16 protein-coding genes are annotated in these 18,405 nt (G+C 60.6%); 8 read left to right on the top strand and 8 right to left on the bottom strand.

Annotated elements, in window-relative coordinates; genetic code table 11:
- Positions 1 to 99 precede the first annotated feature (99 nt).
- The 6 genes from AC07VV_RS22575 to AC07VV_RS22550 all read right to left on the bottom strand — a co-directional run bounded on the left by AC07VV_RS22575 (position 100) and on the right by AC07VV_RS22550 (position 9,118).
- Entirely contained in the window at positions 100 to 744 is a 645-nt protein-coding gene (locus tag AC07VV_RS22575) for a lysoplasmalogenase (RefSeq protein WP_495037529.1), read from the bottom strand.
- A 2-nt stretch (positions 745 to 746) separates the two neighbouring features.
- Positions 747 to 1,139, bottom strand: a complete 393-nt coding sequence (locus AC07VV_RS22570; RefSeq protein ID WP_495037528.1) for a protease inhibitor I42 family protein — start codon at positions 1,137 to 1,139, stop codon at positions 747 to 749.
- A 220-nt stretch (positions 1,140 to 1,359) separates the two neighbouring features.
- Positions 1,360 to 3,783: an endopeptidase La gene (lon, locus tag AC07VV_RS22565; RefSeq protein WP_495037527.1), complete on the bottom strand. Its 2,424-nt coding sequence runs from the start codon at positions 3,781 to 3,783 to the stop codon at positions 1,360 to 1,362.
- Positions 3,784 to 4,444: 661 nt separating this feature from the next.
- Positions 4,445 to 4,819, bottom strand: coding sequence for a DUF6124 family protein (locus AC07VV_RS22560; protein ID WP_248742658.1), 375 nt, complete (start codon positions 4,817 to 4,819; stop codon positions 4,445 to 4,447).
- A 405-nt stretch (positions 4,820 to 5,224) separates the two neighbouring features.
- Positions 5,225 to 7,636, bottom strand: a complete 2,412-nt coding sequence (locus AC07VV_RS22555; protein ID WP_495037526.1) for a glucose/quinate/shikimate family membrane-bound PQQ-dependent dehydrogenase — start codon at positions 7,634 to 7,636, stop codon at positions 5,225 to 5,227.
- A 120-nt stretch (positions 7,637 to 7,756) separates the two neighbouring features.
- Positions 7,757 to 9,118, bottom strand: coding sequence for a carbohydrate porin (locus tag AC07VV_RS22550; RefSeq protein ID WP_495037525.1), 1,362 nt, complete (start codon positions 9,116 to 9,118; stop codon positions 7,757 to 7,759).
- A 300-nt stretch (positions 9,119 to 9,418) separates the two neighbouring features.
- Here AC07VV_RS22550 and AC07VV_RS22545 point away from each other — a divergent pair, with 300 nt between their 5' ends.
- Positions 9,419 to 9,649 (top strand): VF530 family protein, encoded by a 231-nt coding sequence (locus AC07VV_RS22545; RefSeq protein ID WP_007956650.1) that lies wholly within the window; start codon positions 9,419 to 9,421, stop codon positions 9,647 to 9,649.
- A 1-nt stretch (position 9,650) separates the two neighbouring features.
- Positions 9,651 to 10,289: a Pr6Pr family membrane protein gene (locus AC07VV_RS22540; protein WP_495037524.1), complete on the top strand. Its 639-nt coding sequence runs from the start codon at positions 9,651 to 9,653 to the stop codon at positions 10,287 to 10,289.
- Positions 10,290 to 10,306: 17 nt separating this feature from the next.
- On the opposite strand, the gene AC07VV_RS22535 is transcribed toward AC07VV_RS22540, so the two are convergent.
- Both AC07VV_RS22535 and AC07VV_RS22530 read right to left on the bottom strand, forming a co-directional pair.
- The gene (locus AC07VV_RS22535) at positions 10,307 to 11,092 is read right to left on the bottom strand and encodes a siderophore-interacting protein (protein ID WP_495037523.1); all 786 of its coding nucleotides are present in this window, start codon (positions 11,090 to 11,092) and stop codon (positions 10,307 to 10,309) included.
- Positions 11,089 to 11,664, bottom strand: coding sequence for a PadR family transcriptional regulator (locus AC07VV_RS22530; RefSeq protein ID WP_163976374.1), 576 nt, complete (start codon positions 11,662 to 11,664; stop codon positions 11,089 to 11,091). Before AC07VV_RS22530 ends, AC07VV_RS22535 begins: the two co-directional genes overlap by 4 nt.
- A 494-nt stretch (positions 11,665 to 12,158) precedes the next feature.
- Between AC07VV_RS22530 and AC07VV_RS22525 the strand changes: the two genes are divergently transcribed.
- The 6 genes from AC07VV_RS22525 (at position 12,159) to AC07VV_RS22500 (ending at position 18,382) form a co-directional block, all read left to right on the top strand.
- Positions 12,159 to 12,653 (top strand): CS1 type fimbrial major subunit, encoded by a 495-nt coding sequence (locus AC07VV_RS22525; RefSeq protein ID WP_495037522.1) that lies wholly within the window; start codon positions 12,159 to 12,161, stop codon positions 12,651 to 12,653.
- A gap of 109 nt (positions 12,654 to 12,762) precedes the next feature.
- Positions 12,763 to 15,285, top strand: coding sequence for a CS1-pili formation C-terminal domain-containing protein (locus AC07VV_RS22520; RefSeq protein WP_495037521.1), 2,523 nt, complete (start codon positions 12,763 to 12,765; stop codon positions 15,283 to 15,285).
- Positions 15,286 to 15,288: 3 nt separating this feature from the next.
- Complete coding sequence (locus AC07VV_RS22515; protein ID WP_495037520.1) at positions 15,289 to 16,512, top strand: hypothetical protein; 1,224 nt, start codon at positions 15,289 to 15,291, stop codon at positions 16,510 to 16,512.
- Positions 16,513 to 16,556: 44 nt separating this feature from the next.
- Positions 16,557 to 17,300 (top strand): molecular chaperone, encoded by a 744-nt coding sequence (locus AC07VV_RS22510; protein ID WP_495037519.1) that lies wholly within the window; start codon positions 16,557 to 16,559, stop codon positions 17,298 to 17,300.
- Between the two features lie 32 nt (positions 17,301 to 17,332).
- Positions 17,333 to 17,833: a CS1 type fimbrial major subunit gene (locus AC07VV_RS22505; protein WP_495037518.1), complete on the top strand. Its 501-nt coding sequence runs from the start codon at positions 17,333 to 17,335 to the stop codon at positions 17,831 to 17,833.
- A 45-nt stretch (positions 17,834 to 17,878) separates the two neighbouring features.
- Entirely contained in the window at positions 17,879 to 18,382 is a 504-nt protein-coding gene (locus AC07VV_RS22500) for a CS1 type fimbrial major subunit (protein WP_495037517.1), read from the top strand.
- Positions 18,383 to 18,405 lie beyond the last annotated feature (23 nt).

Below are 18,405 nucleotides of genomic sequence, written 5' to 3'. Positions count from 1 at the left end.
GGTTCTTTGCTCACGGCGGTTCCGGCGGTGTCGATGAAAAGGCCGGCATTTTAGCCAAACTGGCGCGCAGATGCGCGGGTTGTCTGATAAACCGCCGTCTCACAGTTCCGGACGTTTGCTTTGGGAAAACGCCGATGCCGCAATCCCCCACTGCCCCAGCCAATAGCTGAGGATGATGATGTAGGGCGCTGCATTGAACGGGGTGACAAACCGATTGATGCCGATCACGCTGTCGGAGAACACGAACGCTACCGCGCCGCCAGCCGCCAGCAGCGCCGAACGTTGCGGCACGCCGCTGCCGAGTCGTGCCAGGGCGCGCCAGAGCATGGCGCTGATGGCTGTGCCGTAAACGATCACTGGCACGGTCAATGGCCCGAGTCCGCTGGAGATCAGGATGCCCAACAGCACGGCGCCGACGCTGAGCGCCAGGATCAGCGGCAGCAGGGCCAGGCGACGGCAATCGCTGAGGTAAGCCTTGAGATACGCCAGGTGCGCGACCAGAAACGCCCCCAAGCCAAATACGAACAGATCCCCCGGCCACGCCAGCAACACATCGCCGAGCAACGAGAAAATCAGACCGAGGCTGATCCAGCGGCGATAGTCGCTGGGCGGCGCATCGTGCAGCCAGCCGAGCAGGGCCAGTACCGGCAACGGTTTGACCAGCAGGCAAAGCAACGCCGCATGGGTGCTGACGCCATAAAGAAAGGTCACTGCGCCCATCAGCGCCAGGATCAACCAGCCCACGGTCAGTTCACCGAGATCGCGCAGTCAAAGGTTTCCACCGGCTCGACTTCAGGCTCCCAGGGTTGCTGTGATGTCAGGCGCAGGCGCCCGGTGCCGGAAGCGAAGGCCTGGAAGCGCCAGGTGGAGAAACCACCCGCGCCAACCATGCCGGAATCTTTCGGACTGCTGTAAACCTCGGGGCTCAGGGCATGCAGCACACCGCCGGCCGAGTCTTGAATGGCCCAGCGGTAGCCGGTGGTGGGGTTGCTTGGCAGCATGACGATCAGGTTCTGGCCGTTGGTCAGCCGCACCGGGCATTCGCTCTGTTTTTCCACGGTCACGTTGGTTTTCGGTTGCGTGGCGCAGGCGGCCAGCAGGGCGAGGGACAGGGGGACAAACAGGCGAATGGGGGACATGGATTCAGTGGCTCCGGCGTTGGCGACGAACGGCGAGCATAACTGAAGATGAGACAAAGTGTGACAACGCCAAGCTTGGCGTGATCGTTCCCACGTCGAGGCGTCGAACCGTCCGCGTGGGAATGCCGCCCGGGACGCTCTGCGTCCCTTCGCAACCGTGACGCGGAGCGTCACAGGATGCATTCCCACGCGGAGCGTGGGAACGATCGTTACAGAGTGATCAAAAAAGCACCTTCGCCACATCCGCAAACTTCTTGGCGAAATGCACTGTAATGCCCTCCTTCAGGTAATCCGGCAGTTCCTCGAAGTTACCCCGATTCGGCTCCGGCAGAATCAGCTCGAAAATCTTCTGCCGCCGCGCCGCGATCACTTTCTCGCGTACCCCGCCAATCGGCAGTACATGCCCGGTCAGCGTCAGTTCACCAGTCATGGCCACGCCTTTTTTCGGCGGCTGATTACGAGCGAGGGAGAGCAGGGCACTGGCCATGGTCACGCCGGCGCTCGGGCCGTCCTTCGGTGTTGCGCCTTCCGGCACGTGCAGGTGGACGAAAGCCTCGTCGAAGAATTTCGGATCGCCACCGAAGGATTTCAGGTGCGAACTGACGTAGCTGTAGGCGATCTCCGCCGACTCCTTCATCACATCGCCCAGTTGCCCGGTGAGTTTGAAACCACGATTCAAGGTGTGAATCCGCGTGGCTTCGATCGGCAGGGTCGCGCCGCCCATGCTGGTCCACGCGAGGCCGGTGATCACGCCGGTGCCGGACAGCACTTGCTCGTTGCGGAACACTGGATGGCCGAGTGACGCTTCGAGGTCTTTCGGCCCGAGCTTGATCACCGCTTTCGGGTCGTCGATCAGCTTCATCACCGCTTTACGCACCAGTTTGCCCATCTGTTTTTCCAGCTGACGCACGCCGGCTTCACGGGCGTAACCGTCGATCAAGGCCTTGAGCGCCGTGTCGCTGATGCTCAGGCTGCCCTTGGACACGCCGGCCTTTTCCAGCAGTTTCGGCCACAGATGACGCTTGGCGATGGCGACTTTTTCTTCGGTGATGTAACCCGACAGGCGAATCACTTCCATCCGGTCCAGCAACGGGCCGGGAATCGAATCCAGGGTGTTGGCGGTGCAGACGAACAGGACTTTCGACAGGTCCATCCGCAGGTCCAGATAGTGGTCGAGGAATTCGACGTTCTGTTCCGGGTCGAGGGTTTCCAGCAGCGCCGAGGCCGGGTCGCCCTGGTAGCTCTGGCCCATCTTGTCGATCTCGTCGAGCATGATCACCGGGTTCATCACTTCGACGTCTTTCAACGCCTGCACCAGTTTGCCCGGTTGCGCGCCGATGTAGGTACGGCGATGGCCCTTGATCTCGGCTTCGTCACGCATGCCGCCGAGGCTGAAGCGGTAGAACGGCCGACCAAGGGATTCGGCGATGGATTTGCCGACACTGGTTTTACCCACGCCCGGCGGGCCGACCAGCAGCACGATGGAACCGCTGATCTCGCCTTTATAGGCACCGACGGCGAGGAACTCGAGGATCCGGTCCTTGATGTCATCGAGGCCGGCGTGGTGTTTGTCGAGCACCTTGCGCGCGTGCTTGAGGTCGAGTTTGTCCTCGCCGTACACGCCCCACGGCACCGAGGTCGCCCAGTCGAGGTAGTTGCGGGTGACCGCGTATTCCGGCGATCCGGTTTCGAGGATCGACAGTTTGTTCATTTCTTCTTCGAGGCGCTTCTGCACCTGCGTCGGCAGGACTTTGCCCTCCAGGCGCTGCTCGAACTGTTCGAGGTCGGCGCTGCGGTCGTCCTTGGTCAGGCCGAGTTCCTGCTGGATGACCTTGAGCTGTTCTTTAAGGAAGAACTCGCGCTGATGCTCGCCGATCTTGCGGTTCACCTCGGCGGAGATTTCTTTTTGCAGGCGCGCGACTTCGACTTCCTTGCGCAGCATCGGCAGGACTTTTTCCATGCGCTTGAGCATCGGCACGCAGTCGAGCACTTCCTGCAGCTCGGGGCCGGTGGCGGAGGTCAGGGCAGCGGCGAAGTCGGTCAGCGGCGACGGATCGTTGGGGCTGAAGCGGTTGAGGTAGTTCTTCAGTTCTTCGCTGTACAGCGGGTTGAGTGGCAGCAGTTCCTTGATCGCATTGATCAGCGCCATGCCGTAGGCCTTGACCTCGTCGGTCGGCTCGGTGGGCTGGTGCGGGTATTCGACTTCAACCAGATACGGCGGGCGATGGTGTTTGAGCCAGGTCTTGATGCGGACGCGGCTCAGGCCCTGGGCGACGAATTGCAGTTTGCCGTTTTCGCGGCTGGCGTGGTGCACCTTGACCAGGGTGCCGTATTGCGGCAGTGCCTTGGTGTCGAAGTGGCGCGGGTCTTCCTGGGGCGTGTCCATGAAGAACAGGGCCAGGGAGTGGTGGTCGGATTTGCTGACCAGTTCGAGGGTTTCGGCCCAGGGTTCTTCGTTGACGATGACCGGCAAAACTTGGGCCGGGAAGAACGGGCGGTTGTGGATCGGGATGATGTAGACCTTGTCCGGCAGGTTCTGGCCGGGCAGGGCGAGGCCTTTGCCGGGGACGTGGTGTTCGATGTGTTCGGCGTCGGTTTCGGTGATGTCGTCGGGGTTCTCGGGGAATTCTTGCTGGTCGCTCATGGGGCACCTGCGCAATTGGGTATGGGTGTTAGATGGGGCAGGCTTTTGGTGGTTTCAATGGGGGTGGGTGTTTCTGCTTGTGTGTTCAGGGGTTTGACAGGGTTTTGGGCTTGGCGGCCTCTGGGCCGACCAAGCTGCGGTTTTATCGGGTACATATCCGTTTCTTCGGGGGCGCCCGCTGGCGGTTTCGCCCTTACGGCGACTCACTTTTTTGACAAACGCCTCAAAAAAGTAAGCAAAAAAAGGCTTGTCCCACCGTTCGGCCCGCTCGCTGGGGCTCGGGGTTCCTTCGTTCCGGGATTCATCCGGGGGCATCGCCTCCGGTTTGCTTCGCTGCACCTCCTCTCGATGTGTTCGACTGCGTCGAACGGCGCTGCGCGCCTACCCCCGGATGAACCCCTCCACTCAGCCTGCCGACGGGACCTGTGGATCAAGATCAAGAGCGTTGTCGAGCTAATGCTCATCCGGTTTGTTTGAGGAGCCATGCGCGGGTTGGTCGACCGGGGAATGGAACCTGGCAGGGCCTAGGCCCTCCCGCGCATGGCTGTAACTTGATCGTTCCCACGCTCCGCGTGGGAATGCAGCCCGGGACGCTCCGCGTCCCAATCGATCTGCCAGCGAATGCGGTCTGTCGCTGGCAGGTCGGTTTCGTCAGGGCGGCTTAGCTGTGTGTTGGGTAACGCTGTACTTCGACGTTATCCAGCACCCGATTCACCGCCAGCTCAGCCAGCATGATGATTTGCTGAATGGCCAGGATTGTCCGCCGCTGCGGGAGGTCGATGTGTGAGGCGATGTCACTGGTCATGAGGCTGGCCTGTGCCAGTGATTCGCAGGCGTGGACCAGCAGGCTTTCGCTGTCCTGATCGGGTGCGACCTGGAACATGGTGCTGGGTTTATGGAAGCGCAGGGTGGTGGCGTTGGGTTTCAGGTAGTGGTCGAGCGCGCGCTCGGCAGCGTCGTGGAGTTTTTTGGAGTCTGGCGATTCGTAGGGCGATGCGTCGTTTGATTCGGGGGGATTGGGTGTTGGTTTTTTCATGGTGAATACTCAGTTGGTGAAATTGGAGCTGCCTTCGATTGCCGCGACGCAATCTGAGGTGGCAGCTGTACGCGGGTTCGCGGACCGATAACTGAGGAATCGGCATACCTCCAGAGAAGGTATCCCGCGCACAGCCGCCATGACACACACACAACAGGCACCGGGGTGCCGTGAGGTTGGCGATTATGCATCAGTTATCGGGCCGCGACGCCCCATCGCTGAATTTGCAGCGACCCCCAAAGCCTATCCACCCCGTTTCCGAGCGACAACCGACGCGACATGTCAGAAACATCCCCTCCAAACACCCTGTCTGTAGGACATACACACCCCGTGTAAAAACGCAGCCCACAAAAAAAGGCGACACCCCTCACAGGGCATCGCCTTTCTCTTTACCGCCGCTAAAGCTTATTCCGGCAGTTTGTACGCAATCACATAGTCACCCATCTTGGTGCCCAGCGAGCCGTGACCACCCACTACGAGCAGGACGTATTGCTTGCCGTCCTTGCCGGTGTAGGTCATCGGGGTCGCTTGGCCGCCAGCAGGCAGACGCGATTTCCACAGTTCTTTACCAGAGTTCACGTCGTAGGCGCGCAGGTACTGGTCCAGCGTGCCGCTGAGGAAGCCGACGCCGCCAGCAGTAACGATCGAGCCGCCCATGCTTGGCACGCCCAGGGTGAAGCCGATCGGGATTGGCGAGCTGTCGCGGCTGGTGCCGTTCTTGCGTTTCCAGACGACTTTGCCGGTGGTCAGGTCGATACCGGCCACGTAGCCCCAGGCCGGGGCCTGGCACGGTACGCCCAGTGGCGACATGAACGGGTGCATGATCACCGCGTATGGCGCGCCGGTGTTCGGTTGCACGCCAGCGGTTTCGCTCTCGCGTTTGCTGCCGGCCGCGACTTTTTCGCGTGGCACCATTTTCGAGACGAAGGCCATGTAGTTCGGGCTGGTGAACAGCATCTGGCGAACCGGGTCGACCGATACGCCGCCCCAGTTGAACACGCCGACGTTACCCGGATAGATCAGGCTGCCCTGTTCCGACGGAGGCGTGTATTGGCCTTCGTAGCGCAGTTCCTTGAACTGGATGCGGCACAGCATCTGGTCGAACGGGCTGGCGCCCCACATGGCTTTTTCGGTCAGTTCCGGGGCCAGCAGGTTCAGGTCCGAACGGGCCTGGGTCGGGGCGGTGTGGTCGCCTTTCACGGCGCCTTGCGGAACCGGGATTTCCTTGATCGGGATGATCGGCGTGCCGTCACGACGGTCGAGGACGTACAGGCTGCCCTGTTTGGTCGGGGCGATCAGCGCAGGCTTGATGCCGTCGGCGGTTTTCATGTCCAGCAGGGTTGGCTGGCTGCCAACGTCCATGTCCCACAGGTCGTGGTGGGTGAACTGGTAGTTCCAGCGCACTTTACCGGTGCTCAGGTCCAGGGCTACCACGCCGGCGCTGAATTTCTCGGCGCCCGGGGTGCGGTCGGCGCCCCACTGGTCTGGGGTCTGGTTGCCCAGTGGCAGGTAAACCATGTTGAGTTTTTCATCAACACTGGCCAGCGACCACATGTTCGCCGAGTTGCGGCTGTAGATCTGGCCCGGGGCCAACGGTTCGGTGGCGTCCGGGTTGTTGCTGTCCCAGTTCCATACCAGGTGACCGTCGCGAACGTCGTAGGCGCGGATCACGCCGGACGGCTCGTTGGTCGATTCGTTGTCGGTGACGTGGCCACCCATGATCACCAGATCGCGAGTGATCGCGGCTGGCGAGGTGGAGTAGTAGCCACCCGGGGTGAACGGGCCGATGCCCTGGGTCAGGTCAACCACGCCTTTGTTGCCGAAGCCTTCGCAGATCTTGCCGGTGTCGGCGTTCAGTGCGATCAGGCGGGCATCGGCGGTCGGCAGGTACAGGCGACGCGGGCACGCCTGGGCGACGGCTTTGCCGGCCTCGGAGATGACGGCGGAGGCGGCGGTTGCAGACTTGGCGTAAGCGGCTTCGTCGTAGTACGACACGCCACGGCAGGTCATGTGGGCGAAGCCCTTGAAGCCGACCGGGCTCTTGATCTGCGGGTCGAAGCGCCACAGTTCCTTGCCGGTGTCCGGGTCCAGCGCCAGCACTTTGCTGTGAGCGGTGCAGGCATAGAGCATGCCGTTGGCTTTCAGCGGAGTGTTTTCGTTGGTCAGCTCGACCGGGTCATCGGCGGTCGGCAGGTCGCCGGTCTGGATGCGCCAGGCTTCTTGCAGTTTGCCGACGTTGGCCGGGGTGATCTGCTTCAGTGGCGAGTAACGGTCACCGAATTCGCTGCGGCCGTAGGCCTGCCAGTCGCCATCGGGCATGGCTGGCGCGGTGCTGGTGGTGTCGGCGGTGTCGCGACCCAGTTCGCCAAAGGTTTCGCCCGGGTGGGTGAACAGGCTGGCCAGGGCGGTGACGCCGGCCAGAACCACGGCCACGGTCAGGCCGCCGATGCCCATCGGTGCAGGACCGTTGAGCAGCAGCGGGCGACGGAACCACGGCAGCAGCATCACGAAGCCGAGGACAAACCACAGTGCCAGACGCGGCACCAGTTGCCACCAGTCCAGACCGACTTCCCACAGCGCCCATACGGTGCTGGCAAACAGCACGATGGCGTACAGGCCCAGTGCTGCGCGGCGACGCATCAGCATCAGAATGCCGGTCAGCGTGATGCCGATACCGGCCAGCAGGTAGTACAGCGAGCCGCCGAGCGTGCTCAGCTTGATTCCCCCGGCCAGCATGGCCAGGCCCATCAGTAGAAGCAGAATGCCGAGCAGGCTCGGTAGCAGACGGCCTCGACTCGAAGCACTTTCGGTGCTCATAGTGTGGTTCTCCGTGACGTTTCAAGTAGTCCCGCGCTGTAGTCACTTTAGATGACGATTGGGCGCGGGCATGGTTCATATAAAACTTGTTCAGCTAAGTGAATCTTCTGCGGGTACCGCTCAGAACGACGACTGGATCTTGATCCCGCCGATCAGTGCGTCATCGACCTTGTCCACGCCACCCGGATGGCGGATGTATTGCAGGTTCGGGCGCACGGTCAGCCAGTTGGTGACGTGCACGCCGTAATAGAGTTCGGCGCTGTATTCGGTGTCCTGCGGCGGCAGGTAGGACGGATCGTCGTAGTCGTAGACGGCGCGGGCCTGGTTGGTCGCCTCGGCATTTTTGCGGTAGGCCGGGTTGACGTGGACGCGAGCCAGGGCAAAGCCGATGTCGTCCTTGGCGCGGGCGTCGAACAGGCCTTTGTAGACCACGCCGGCCTGAACGTAGTTGTCGACGGCGTTGGTCTTCTTGTCGTGCATCGTGCCGTTGGCAAACACGCTCAAGCCGCGGGAGTTGTCGCTGGCGACGCTGGTGATCTGTTGCTGCACGCCGAGCCACACGCCGTGTTTGCTGGAGGCGCTGCGATAGGCCTCGCCGCTCAGGGCCGCCGGCTGGCCGTTGCTGTCTTTATAGGCGTCAGTGGCCTTGGCGTTGCTGTAGTAGTAACCGGCGCGGTATTCGCCCGGCAGGCCGTTGAGTTTCGGCGTCCACACCAGCTCCACCGGCAGAATCGCGCCCTGGGTGCCGCTGCCGCTGAGTTTGAAGCCGTTGCCGCGATCGAGGTTCGACGGGTTCTGCTCATAAGCGCCGACCTGCGCGTACAGCTCGGGCGTCAGGTGATACTTGACGCGCAGCGCCCATTGGCTGACCGGCCAGTTGTACCAGATGCCGCCGACCCAGTTGCCGACCTGCGAGCCGCAGAACGCCAGGTTCTGGAAGTCGCACGGGAAGCTGTTGAAGTCTTCGCCTTCGCCGAAGCGGCCGACCTTGATGTCGAGCTTTTGGTCGAAGAATTTCTGCTGGTACCACATCTGCGTCAGGCGGGTGGTCTGGCCACGGCCCCAGACTTCCTGGGCGGAAGTGAAACCACCGACGCGCGGGTCGTTGATGCGGTCGTTGCTGATGTTGTTGCCGCTGCGCTTGGTCACGGTCAACTGGAATTCGGCGTCGCTCCAGCCGAGCAGTTTTTGCAGGTTCAGATGGGTACCGAGGCCCCATTGATCGCTGTAGCGTGCAGTGCGGTCGTGGTCGTAGCCGCCGTGCAGGTTGCTGCCCATTTCACCGGTGTAGTCGAGCTTGAAGTCGATACCTTTTGCCGAGAGTTCGCTGCGGGTGCCGTTCCAGTCACCGAGCATATACGGTGATTCACTGTCGAAGGCCGGGGCGGCCTGGGTGCAGGTGGCGAGGCCAAGGGCGGTGCAGCCGCCGATCAGGCGCAGGGTTGAGATAGCGCTGTCTCGGAAGAACGGAAAATCAGGCATGAAATGGTCTTTCTTGATCTTTTTGGGGGGATGGGCTGACCGCTACGATTTGACGCAGGCAGTGAAGCGATTCAGCAGAAGGGCGGCAGGATAATGTCCCGTTACAAAAACACAAAGTGCTTTTGCAGACATGAACCCTTTCGGATTCGGTAACAGTGCGGCAATCGATCACATTGCCGCTGTCGACGGAGCCTGCGATCTTGCACGGTTCACCTACATTTGAAGGAAGGCCTTCCACCGGCTCAGCCCCTCGGCTAAGGTGCGCGGCTTCTGCATTTTCACTTCGCCCAAAGGCCCGGCATGAACGACCACAACCCCGATCCGCTGCACGGTGTGACCCTCGAACAGATCCTCAATGCACTGGTGACCCATTACGAGTGGTCGGGCCTGGCCGAGCGTATCGACATTCGTTGCTTCAAGAGCGATCCGACCATCAAGTCGAGCCTGACCTTTTTGCGCAAGACGCCATGGGCGCGGGAAAAGGTTGAGCGTCTGTACGTGAAACTGATGCGCACCAAGCGCCCGCTCTGAGATGAACGCCGTGCGGCGGCGACGCCTGATCACTTCGGCCGCGGTGCTGGGTTGGGCCGGGCTGGGGATTCAGCTGTACCTGATTTTCTTCGCTCGCCTGAGCGTCGGCGCCAGTCTGCTGGGCGGGCTGGTGAGCTTCTTCAGTTACTTCACCGTGATCACCAACACCCTGGTGGCGGTGGTGTTGACATGCGCAGTGACGGATCGCGAATCCGCTGCCCGCCGCTGGTTTCTGCAACCCTGGGTCAGCAGCGGGATCGCGGTGAGTATTGCCGTGGTCGGCCTGGCTTACAGCCTTTTGTTGCGACACTTGTGGCATCCGCAGGGCTGGCAGTTTATCGCTGACGAATTGCTCCACGACGTGATGCCGCTGCTGTTCCTGGCGTATTGGTGGGTGTGCGTGCCGAAGGGCAGCTTGCGTCTGAAGCACCTGCCGCTGTGGCTGATCTATCCGCTGGTGTACTTCGCCTATGCGCTGTTGCGCGGGCATCTGCTGGGGGCTTACGCCTATCCGTTCATTGACGTGGTGTTGTTGGGTTATCCACAGGTGTTCGTCAATGCCGGCGGGATACTGCTGGGGTTTGTGCTGATTGCGTTGCTGGTGATCGGGATTGATCGCTGGCAAGGGCGGCGCCTTTAACAGCGCCGCCGCTCGTTTCACTCTTCTTCGGAGCCTTCGGCGCGCCAGTAACCGACGGCTTTGACGAACTGCTCGTCCAGCCCATGCTCATCGAGCAGCACCCGGCGAATCTGCCGCGAAACCTTGGTCTCGGTCGCCACCCACGCATACAGATTGCCCTTGGGCACCTGCAACTGCTTGATGGTGGCCAGCAGATTGTCTTTGCCCCCTTCGCGCAATACCCAGATCACATTGACCTGCGCAGCGCACTCCAGCGGCTGCTGTTCCTTGCCGTTTTCCACTTCGATCACCACCAGCGCCTTGCGATTGGCCGCCAGCCCTTCGAGTCGGCGGGCAATGGCGGGCAGGGCGGTTTCGTCGCCGATCAGCAGGTAGCTGTCGAAGATGTCCGGCACGATCATCGAGCCACGCGGGCCGCCGATGTGCAGGAACTGCCCCGGCTTGGCCTGTTCGGCCCAGGTCGAGGCAGGGCCGTCGCCGTGGAGGACGAAGTCGATGTCGAGTTCAAGCTTGTCGAGGTCATAACGGCGGGGGGTGTAGTCACGCATCTCCGGCATCGGTACGTCGCTTTTGCCGGCGCCAAGCACCAGGGTTTCCAGTGCGGCGGCCTGTTCGGCGTTCTGCGGGAACAGCAGTTTGACGTGATCGTCGGTGCCCAGGCTGATGAACCCGGCCAGTTCCGGCCCGCCGAGGGTGATGCGGCGCATGCGTGGGGTCAGATCGACCACGCGCAGGACTTCCAGGCGACGGCGTTTGATTTCATGCATCACGCGGTGGATGCCTTGGGTCTGGACTTCAGTCATTCGGCTTTCTCCGGGGCAGATTGAACGGCGGGGCCGTCGACGATGGCTTTGGCGGTGTCGTTGAGCAGGTCGCGCACCCGCAGGATTTCTTCCGGGCTCCAGCGCCCGTGGTGCATCTGCAGGGCATGACGCAGGTTGTGCACCGCCTCATGGATCTCCGGCGGCCGGTCGTGGCCGCGCAACGAGCGCTTGCTGACGTCGATGCGCATGCGCACGCCGTCCAGCGCCACCGCCTGTTCGCTCAGCGATTGGCGGCCGGCGTCGGTGACCGCGTAACGCTTTTTGCCGCCCTCGGCATCGCCGGTGATCATTTCGCTTTCTTCGAGAAACGTCAGGGTCGGGTAGATCACGCCGGGGCTGGGGCTGTAGGCACCGTCGAACATGGTTTCGATCTGGCGGATCAGGTCGTAGCCGTGGCAGGGCTGTTCGGCGATCAACGCCAGCAGCAGCAATTTCAGATCGCCCGGTGCGAATACCCGGGGGCCGCGCCCGCCGCGTTCGCGGCCGTGGCGTTTTTCGAAGCCGTCACGGCTGTCGCCGTGTTCGCGGTGGGGGGAATGATGGTCTCTCATCTCAGTCTTCTCTCGTCGTGTTTAGATACAACTTAAGATATATCTTTACGACTGGGCAAGGTCTTTTTGCCGGAGAGCTGACGAGTGGTCAACGGTGAAAAGGAGCGCTGACGGAGGGACCGTCATGCCTTGTTGATCGAGACGGGAATAACCGGAAAGTTAAAGCTATCACTCTATTAATACTTGAGCTTATATTCTAAAAATATTAGAAAGTGCTGGCTGGTATTGTCGAAAGTGCTGTAACTTTTTTTATGAATAACTGTAGGTAGGGAATGCCTTACAGTTACTTTTATATATTTTTGATTTTTGATGTTTTTTCTTTCATGTCATGAGGTTGTTGAACTACGACCTCGTGGGAAGTTGCCTGCTTACATTCTTGAGGTAAGAGTCGATCATGCCCCGGCATTGAACTTCCACGTTCTCGGTTGTTATCGGCCGATGTGACATGAACTTCAATGTTCCGATTCCTTTAAAAAGAAAACAGGTACTGACCGATGTTCAAGAAAATCGCTATCACTGCTTCTCTCGCTGCTCTGGCTCTGAGCTCGTCCGTGGTCTTCGCTGCCGGCGAAGCCCGTCACTCCATCAGCCTCATCGCCCACGTACCGACCAATGGTTTCTACGTGGTGCCGACCGATTCCGATCTGGTCAACAAGGACCAGGACATGAGCTTCCAGCCAAGCACCGGCAAGATGCGTGAAGTCAATGGCTTCTTCGATGTACGCAACAACAACGGCTCGGTTCACGCCAGCCTGGAAAGTCTGCCGAAACTGATCGCCGGCAATACCGCCATCGATCTGCAAGTACTGTTCAACAACAAGGAACTGACCCTGACCCCACAAATGGTGGTAGGTGAGTCGGAATCCGACGTCAACTATCGCGCACCCCTGAAGATCAGTGCCAAAGGCACCAACTTCCAGCCGGGTGATTACACCGGCGTTGTGGCAATGACCTTTGATGCCGTGCCACCGGTCATCGCTGCCCCGTGATGGGCTGATCAGGCACCAGACGCCGACTGAGACAGTCGCGTTCCCCGGCGAGCAGGCAGCCATGTCTGTTCTGCCGGACTTCATTTTTTGTCAATCAGAGTACGAGTTCATGTTCCCGATGACACCTATCGCGGCTGCGCTTGCGCTGTTGTTTTGTGCCAGCGCAGCGGCCGCTTCCGAACCCGCTGGCACGACACCGCGCAGTCTGTTGGCGCAGGCCAAAGGTTTGCCGGCGGATTTCGAAGAGCACTTTTTCGATGTGCCGCTGGCGGTGCGGGTCGAGCTTGACCAGCAACCGCTGGGGGAGGCCATGGTGGTGTTGTCCCGTGATGACCGTGTCACTTTGCTGGAATTCACCGACACCAGTGAAAACCGCTACACCCCGGCAGAACGCGAAAAATGGGCGGCTTACCTGAAACAAGGCGTGACGTTGGGCGATTGCACCGGCGCCTGCCCCGATCAGGTGCTGGCGGTGCATTACAACCTGGAAAACTCGCTGGTCTCGATTCTCACCGAGAACGCCGAGCGCGACCTGGAGACCAAGCGTTATCACGATCAGCCCGAAGGCGGCAGCAGCGGCCTGATGGTGCGTAATCAGCTCAACCTCAATGGCGGTCAGGACCAGGATCTGGGTGGACGTTTCGGCCTCGAAGCCAGCGGCAGCCTGGGCAACTGGAGCCAGACCTTCAACATGCAACTGGCTCGCCTCGGCGGCCCGGATGACAAGCTTTATCACGCGGTCCACGAGCTCTATACCCAGCGCGAACTGCAAGGCAATTTCTTTCGCCTGGGCTATTTCACCCCCAATTCCGAAGGACTGACGCGCCAGCCACGCACGTTCGGTACCAGTCCCGACACGGCCGTCGGCGTGATGTATGGCAGCTCCGACAGCCTGGCGATCAACAACGCGGCGCCCAGCGTCTACCCGATTTACGTCACCGCCAATCGTCAGGGCTCGGTGGAGATCTGGCGCGACGGTTTGTTGATCAACACCCAATCGGTGCCCGCCGGTTTGCAGACGCTCGACACCCGACCGCTACCCGGCGGCATTTATGAAGTGGAAGTGCGGCTGATCGAAGACGGCCAGATCACTTCCAGCACCCAGGAGCTGGTGTACAAGCCCAGCAACTGGCGCAACCTCGACGAGCGCTGGCGCTACAACCTGTTTGCCGGCGAAGAACAGAAACTGCTGAGCAACTGGGACCAACAGTCCAGTGGTAGTCCCACCGCCGGTGCCTCGGTCAATTACCTGCTGCACCCACGGGTGATCCTCGGCCTGTCGGCGCGACAGATTCGTGAAAAACTGCAATACGGCACGTCGATCGACTGGACCCTGGCCAACCACATCAGCCTGTACGCCAACGTCTACAAGACCGAGGATCACGGCACCGGTCTGGATTTGCAGAGCCTCTACAACTATGGCTCCGGCAGTCTGGTGATCAGCCACAACCGTAGCTGGCTCGACACCACCGACCAGTATGAAACCCTGCCGGACGGCACGCGGGTACGTCAGCGCAATGTGTTCATCGGTGAAACCAGCAATTCATCGCTGGCGCTCAACCACCGGCTCAACAGCCGCAACTCTCTGAACGCACGAGTCTCCCACAGCGAAGGCAACGTCGAAGGCATCGGTGTGGATCTGGGCTGGACCCGGCGTAGCGAACTGTTCGGCAATGACGCCAACTGGCGTCTGTCGCTGTTCGACCGGCCAGGCAGTTACAGCAGTGGCGACGCGCGCAATCGCGGGGTCGATTTGAGCGTCAACGTCGCCCTGGGCGCACCCGGCGAGCAGATCACCGGCAGCATCGGTTCACGCACCGACCGCGATGGCGGACGCGACAACAACGCCTCGATCAGCTGGCGCAAGGACCTGAAGGATCACATCCTGCAGAACGTCTCGGTCACCGCGTTGACCGATACCTACGGTATCGGCGCTTCCGGCCTGGCCAACTTTCGCACCGATACAGTCAATGGCGACGGCTTCATCCAGCGTTCGTCCTACAACGGCAATTTCACCGGCGGCCTCAACGTCGACAGCACGCTGGTGGTCGGTGGTCAGCAGATGCTCATGACCAGCGAATACGAAATGCGCGGCGCGGGGATGATCGTCGACGTCGAGTCGGACATCGACGGCATCGCCCTGCGAGCCGACGACTTCAGTGGCGGTACCGCGTCGTTGAAACCGGGGCGCAATTTCATCCCGATTACTGCGTACCAGAACAGCTCGGTGAGTTTCGATTTCGAGGGCAACCACGTGCCGGCTGCGACCATCGAACCGGCGCGCACTCGTTATCACCTGAACAAGGGCGGGGTGGATTACCGCAAGATCCGCGTGATGAGGACCCTGACTGTGCTCGGTCGGTTGATCAATGAACAGGGCCAGCCCCTCAAGGGGCATCACGTGATCAACCACGCCAGTCGCGGGGTGACCGAAGTCGACGGGTTCTTCTCGATGGAAATGAACGCCGGTTCGCCGACCCTTGAAGTCCGCCAGGATAACCGCCTGTTATGCCAGTTCCGGCTCGACGCCAATCAGCATCGCAGCGAAAACAACGTGTTGATGATCGGGGATCTGCGCTGCACCCCAGATACCCTGGCCGATGCGACCTTTACCGATCAGAAGGCGGGTTGAGCCGTGAAAAAGCCAGGCATTTATCTGGGCTTGCTGGCGGCGTTGAGCCTGCCGACTGCCCACGCGGTGACTCAGGAAATCCGTGCGTTTTTTCAGCCCGACTCTTCGCAGCCGAACCGAAACGTATTCATCAATAAAACGCCGAACAGCGGTTATTGCGCGCAGTATCCCGGTGAGTGCGCGGAAAACGGTACGTTCAGTATCCAGCTGCCGATTCGATTCGATTCCACCCGCCCGATCGTCCCGGGAGCGCCCGCCGATGCCCTGTCGTTGAAGGTACCTGCCAACTGGCGACCTCTGACCGTGATCAATCACGACACGGGCGAAAGCGAAACGGTCGAAGTGCGAATCACCGGAATCGGGTCTGAATTCATCCTCAGCGACAGCGCCGCCAATCTGGTCGGGGTTGGCAACATTCTCGAAGGTCATCAGCGGCTGTGGACCAACAGCAGTTGGGTCTACGCACCGGCCCCTTGCCAATACAGTGGAGTTGGAGCCTACACGCCCAAGACTTATCGTTTTTTCTGGAAAACCCCGGTTGAGGGGTGGTGCTCGAAGGTCGCCGCCTACCGAATTCCGGGAATGTCCTTCGAAACCCTCGATTTCGCCTACGAATTGCGTACGCCCAACCCGTTGCGCATGTCTTCCGGGCTCTACACCGGCTCGTTGTCCTACACCCTGGGACCTATGGGAGATTTCCAGATGGGCGCGATGATGGTGCCCAACGACGGCAACCTGACCCTGGATTTCGTTCTCGACGTCCAGCACACCCTCAAAGTCGACCTGCCACCCGGCGGCGACAAGGTGACCATGGAACCTGTCGGGGGCTGGCAGCGCTGGGTAGATACCGGGCGAATGCCGACCGAGATCTACCGTGACCAACCTTTCCACATATCGGCCTCGTCGCGCTTCAAGGTGATGATGATCTGCAATTCACTGGGTGGTACTGAATGCAGTATCGGCAACAACGAAGTGGGCTTTTCCAAGTTCGAGGTCAGGCTGACCCTGCCCGATGGCATCGCCGGCCTCGGCAGCAGCGGCGGCTGGACTGGCAGGTTGTCGCACAACACTTGGCTGGGGCCGTTCGAACCTACCCGCTACGTCGATCGCAAACCCGGCAACCTGCGCTTTCAGATCCCGAGACGGTGGATCGATTCGCTGCTCAAGCCCGGCATGAACGGCACGCTGTGGGGCAACGTCACCATTATTTTCGACTCGGAAGTGTGAATCTCCGGGGCTGGCCACTATTCATTTTCACGAGGTTGAAGTCCATGACTCGATTGTTTTTGCTGATGCTGTCCGGGCTGTTTTGCCTGACCGTCAATGCCGGGCCGCAGATCAATGTCGGCACGGTGTACGACTATCTCGATGGCGACAAAAGTACTTACCTCAAGCGGGTGTTCAACAGCGGCGACAGCACCGCGTTCGTCAAGATCAACGTGCTGGAAATCGTCTATGACGCCGACGGCAAGCCGCAGGAAATTCCCATCGCCAACGCTGCCGACGGTGCTTCACGTAACGGCATCATGGCCAGTCCCGCGCGGTTGATCGTACCGGCGCAGGGCATGCAGGGCACGCGTTTGCTGTACATGGGTGAGCGTGATCGCGAGCGTTATTTCCGCGTGCGCTTCGTGCCGGTCGTACCTGAAAAGGAAGATGAATTCGTGGTTTCTCAAGAGGAGCGCGAAGACTACAAAAAGTCGCTGACCGCCGGGGTCAACGTGATGACCGGGTTTGGCATCGTGTTTTTCGTGCGGCCCAGGGACGCGCGTTTCGACACCGTGATCAACGACATGCCCGAGCGTTACGAGATTCGTAACAACGGCAACACGGTCATGGTGGTCGACGAATTCAAGAGCTGCTCGCAGAGCAATGAAGCGGACTGCAGTGCTACCACCAAGCACCACGTGATGGCCGGCAAGAGCTTCGTTTTTGAGAAGGAAACCGGTCGTGAATACCGCTTCAAACTGGTTGAAGGCGACAGCAAAAAAGACCTCAGGGTGGCGCGCCGCTAAGGCCGCTCCCGATGACGCGCCAGGTATCGATCATGAACAAGCAATGCGCCGTCGCCGCACTGATGGCTATCACCACACTGATGAGTGTCCCGGGCTGGGCTGCCCGGGAGGAACTGAATTTCGAGGTTTTCCTGACCATCCCCAGCCGGGCGTTTTATGTCATCCCGGCAGAACCGGACTGGATTCACCGCCCGCAGCGATTGCTCTGGGATTACAACACCTCGACCTTGCGTGGTTTGCGCAAGTCGTTTGACGTGCGCCACGACAGCAGTGCGATCGAAGCGCGCCTGGAGCGCACGGCGTCGATGTCCAACGGCAGACCGGGGGAGGAGATTCTGTTGCATGTGAAATTCAATGGCGTGGTGTTGGGCGCGGATATTCGTCCGCGTGAAGTGGTATCACAGGCCGAGGCGGCTGCAGGCAAGCGTGTGTTGCTGGAGATCGACCCGATCAAGCCGCTCGGCGGTTTCAAACCGGGGGAGTACGACGGCACGGTCATGCTGCTGTTCAACGCCAGGGCGCCGGGGGAGTGATCGGCAAGCGACGTCCATCCCGTCATCCATGCAGAGAGCCCTGACATGATCAAACAAGCCGCCATCGTGCTGTGCCTGACCGTACCGATGTCGATCCATCCGGCGACGTTTGCCGCGCAGGAAAAACACACCTTCGAAGTCTCGGTGGACATTCCGACCCTGGGCTTTTACGTGATCCCCAGCGAAGCCGACTGGATTCATCGCGAACAGACCTTGCCGTGGGATATCCACACCTCGACCTTGCTCGGGCTGCGCAAGAGTTTCGATGTGAAAACCGACGGCAGTGCCATTGAAGCGCGGCTCGAGAACTTCCCCTATCTGACGGCTGGCGGCGATTCGCGCGACAACATCGTGTTGCGCGTCAGTTTCAACGGCAAGGAGCTCGCCCAGGATCCGACGCCCCGGCAAGTGGTGTCGGCCGAAGAGGCAATGGCCGGTCGCCGCGTACAACTGGAGATCGTGCCGCGGGAGCAGGCCGGTGGCTACAAGCCGGGCGAGTACAACGGCACCGTCAATATCGTGTTCAACGTGGCGGCGCCGGCAGGTTGAACAGCACATACCGGACAAGGACA

This window comes from Pseudomonas sp. GW821-FHT02C04 (assembly GCF_059421845.1).
Note: the sequence above shows the minus strand (reverse complement) of the source record. Positions and strands in the feature narration are given on the sequence as shown.